The 2,871-nt window shown below is 53.6% G+C and carries 3 protein-coding genes; all 3 read left to right on the forward strand.

Annotation, left to right across the window (positions count from 1 at the left end; translation table 11 throughout):
• Positions 1-106: 106 nt before the first annotated feature.
• From ENN40_01735 to ENN40_01745, 3 genes are read left to right on the forward strand one after another with little or no spacing between them, the layout of a single operon-like run.
• Positions 107-601, forward strand: a complete 495-nt coding sequence (locus tag ENN40_01735) for a hypothetical protein (protein HDP94060.1) — start codon at positions 107-109, stop codon at positions 599-601.
• Between the two features lie 60 nt (positions 602-661).
• Complete coding sequence (locus ENN40_01740) at positions 662-1,894, forward strand: hypothetical protein (protein HDP94061.1); 1,233 nt, start codon at positions 662-664, stop codon at positions 1,892-1,894.
• Entirely contained in the window at positions 1,884-2,735 is an 852-nt protein-coding gene (locus ENN40_01745) for a hypothetical protein (GenBank protein ID HDP94062.1), read from the forward strand. The genes ENN40_01740 and ENN40_01745 overlap by 11 nt, the downstream gene beginning before the upstream one ends.
• Positions 2,736-2,871 lie beyond the last annotated feature (136 nt).

Raw genomic sequence — 2,871 nt, forward strand, 5'->3', positions numbered from 1 at the left:
AATTGTACGCCCTGCGGAATTTCACTTGTTTTAATCGGTTTGCTGTTTTTGTTGTGATTCAATGGTATAATGATGCAATTGGAAAGGAATTGTTAGGAGAGGACGGATGAACCAGATCAGGGCAATGAGCAAGTTGACGCCTTTCGCGATAATCATAGTCGCCATTCTGCTGGTTTTTCCCGCCATGGCACCGGCCCAGGCGGAAAACTTCGGCAGCGTGGGTGGATTCATTTATGATGGGGACGGCGAGTCGCCGATCAAAGAGGCCAAAGTGATTCTCAAACCTGTTGATGAAAACGGGGATGAGTTTCAATCCGAACCCACGGGCGATACCGGCGCTTACCAGATATCCGGCCTGTTGCCGGGCAGTTACGTGGCGGCGGTCCGCATCAAGTCGGGCAAAGTCTACACCACCCTGAGCCTGGTCAAGATCACCGCCGGCAAGCGCTTGATCCGCTCGTTTTACCTGACCCCGGAGCGGCCCCTGGCCATGCTGTGGAAGAACCCCTGCGGCATCGCCATGATTCTTTCAGGAACCGCGGTGATTACCAAGTTGATCATTGAAGAAGATCCGAAAGAGGTCAGCCCCACTACTCTGTAAAAGCAGGAAACCAAGCGGTCGCGTAAGCGGACCCGTTGGCATTGGGAATTTTTAACCATTATGGTATGTATCAAGGCTAAACCTGTACTTTCCGTTTGGATGTTGATTCTGCTGGCCGTGGCAGGCAACAGAGCGCTTTTTGGGGCGGATTTCTTCAAGGCTCGGGAAAGCGCTTTGAAACCCGGCCGCTGGCAATTGGGTCCGTTTCAGATTTTTCCCACTATTACCCTGGATAATCTCGGCTACACCGACAATGTGTATCGCTATGCAAGCGATCCCCAACCCGGCTGGATGGCGGATATCGGGGTAAACATCAAGGCGGTTTCGGTTATCGGCCGCCGGTTTGTGCTGGTTCTGGAAGGCCATCCCTATTATTCTTATTTTTCCACTGTGGACACGGAACGTGCCTTGAACCACAGTTTGAACGCCCGGGTGTACACCTGGTTGGGAGGAATCCACCTGGTGTACAGCGTGGATTATGCCAGCCTGCGTTGGCGGCCCACTAACGAGTTTGCCGCCAAAGTCCGCAACAACTACACCACCCAGCGCCTGGAAGCGGATATCGGCAACCATTCGGCCCTGTTTTTGACCGTGTACGCTGGGTTGTCCAATCTGGATTTTTCCGATGAAGGATATATGTCGCGTTATGATCCGGAAATCCGCCTGAACCGTACGGAACAAACCGCCGGAGTGAAACTCAACCTGCCGTTGTTTACGGCCACCTTGCTGTCTTTGCAGGCGGAACTGAGTGATTTCGATTTTGATTATTCCATTGAGCGTGACGGGCGCTCGTTGTTGACCGCGCTGAACCTTAGGTTTCCGGAGATCGGTCATCTGACCGGCAACGCTTCGTTGGGCTACAAGCGCTATTTTCCCGACAACCCCGCTTACTCCGAGTTCAGCACTATGTACGGCTCGGGTCACGTGGCGTACCGTTTTCTGCGCCGCATGCGCCTGGGAATCGATTACAATCTGGACAACTACTTCTCCTTTATCAGCCCTGAATTCTATTACAATCAGAAAACCGCCAAAGCGGCTCTGGATTACTACATGTCCCGGAACTTGCGCCTGGGTTTCAGTTACCTGCGCGGCCGCTACGACTATCGCCAATTGGCGGATGGCGCCTTGCGTTTCCGCGATGAAAACCAGTACATTGAATTCCGCGTGGTTTTCCGCCTGGCCGGCACCACGGGTGTCGGCTTGAGTTTCCGCCGTGAAGAGTGGGACTCCCAGCGCATAAACCTGCAACGCAGTTATTACTTTATCGGAGGTTACGTTACCCATGACTTTTAAATCCGTTCTCTCAATATGCGTCATTCTATTTTTCTCGTTGATCCTTTTGGCCCAGGTCGGCGATATATCCCAAAAGGATGAAGATGATTACAGGGTCGGCCCCCAGGACCTGCTGGAAATCAAGGTGTTCGAGGTCCCCGAACTGAACATCACCACCCGGGTGGCCGAAAACGGCACCATTGCCCTGCCCCTGTTGGGAGTGGTTGATGTGGAGGGGCTGACGCGCCGTGGCGTGGAAGAAAAGTTGGCCAAACTGCTGGAGGAGAGTTACCTCAAGAACGCCCAGGTTACGGTGTTTATCAAAGAATACGAGAGCCGCATGGTTTCGGTAATGGGGGCGGTAAAGAGCCCGGGCAATTACAAACTCCTGGGTTCCATGACCCTGATGCAGCTCCTCAGCCGTGCCGGCGGCCTGACCGGCGACATGGGCGAAAAAATCATCGTGATTCGCACTTTCCCGGGCGGAAAGACCGCGTCCTTGTCGATCGACCTGGACGGACTGATGCTGCGGGGTGATCCCAAACTCAACATTCCCCTCATGGACAACGATATCGTAAATGTGCCGATTGAGCGCACATATGACGTTTTCGTGTTCGGCCAGGTGGAGAAGCCCGGCAATATCCAGATGAGCCGCGGCACGGGCATGACGTTGATGAAGGCAATCGCCCAGGCGGGGGGCTTTACCCAGCGCGCGCGCAGGGGGTCGGTGAGCGTCACCCGCACCGTGGATGGTGAAGAGAAAAAGATTACGGTCAACGTTAAAAAGATCCTGCGCGGCAAACAGAAGGATTTTCAACTCGAACCCAATGATGTCGTGTTTGTGCCTGAGAGTTTGCTTTAGAGTTGAAAAGTTTAAAAGGGAAGAAGTAGAAAAAGTGGTAAGGGCGATCGGCATGAGGCAAGAGGCGATGGGCAAGGGGCAATAGGCGAGGGGCGAGTTTCAAATCCGCCCAGGACAAATACAGTTGACGATGTAG

It is taken from the genome of Candidatus Aminicenantes bacterium (assembly GCA_011049425.1).
Taxonomy (GTDB): Bacteria; Acidobacteriota; Aminicenantia; order UBA2199; family UBA2199; genus UBA876.